Source organism: Bradyrhizobium sp. 142 (assembly GCF_023074015.1).
Taxonomy (GTDB): domain Bacteria; phylum Pseudomonadota; class Alphaproteobacteria; order Rhizobiales; family Xanthobacteraceae; genus Bradyrhizobium.
This window is the reverse complement of sequence record NZ_JADPKQ010000270.1, coordinates 1-742: the sequence shown is the minus strand read 5'-3', so window position 1 is coordinate 742 and position 742 is coordinate 1. Positions and strand designations below refer to the sequence as shown.

Annotated in this window: 1 protein-coding gene; it reads right to left on the bottom strand. The window is 60.6% G+C overall.

Annotated elements, in window-relative coordinates:
* Positions 1–742: IS701 family transposase (locus IVA82_RS24080; RefSeq protein WP_247493589.1), on the bottom strand; the 742-nt coding region annotated here is incomplete at both ends.

Sequence of the window (742 nt, the reverse complement as noted above, 5' to 3'; positions counted from 1 at the left end):
GGTTTCAAAGCTGTCCTCGATCGCCCATCGATGGCCTTCGACCGCGACCAGCGTTTCAATTGATGTTCCCGCTGGGCACCAGGTGGTGAAGAAGGCGAGGTCATCATCGGCGATGCGACGACGGATCAGTAGACCGCGCGTCCATAAACCATCATTTGCGCTGTTGAACTGCTCGGCCTCGAGGTCGGCCAGTTCGAGATAACACCAGTCATGCAGCCGCGGTCCCTTGGTTCCGGCTCCCGCCGACAGGCGCTTCCAGTCGGACGGGCGCCGCGTCCGGGCGAGGTCCGCGGCCGTACCGGCGACCGGCGGTCGCTTGCCCCAGGATCGAAACAGATGAGCGCTGCTGACCCCAAGCACGTAGCCTTTGCCTGCCCGCCGTAGTTGCTGTTCGATGTCGCCAACACCATAGACCGTATCACCGGCAACCCACTTGAATGGTACAGACGCGGCTATCGCACGTGCGATCATTCTCGTCGCAAGCTTTGGTTTGGTCGCAAAGCCGACATCGGCAGGCACATAGGCGGCTTCCAGACGATCTGGATCGTCGGTCCATTCCTTCGGAAGATACAACGCGCGATCGATGAACGCATGACCATGACGCGAAACGTAGGTAGCGAAGACGCCGATCTGGCAGTTCGTGATCTTCCCTGCCGAACCAGTGTATTGCCGCGCCACTCCGCACGAGGCCTTACCCTGCTTGAGAAAGCCGGTCTCGTCGATCACCAGCACCGCATCGTCA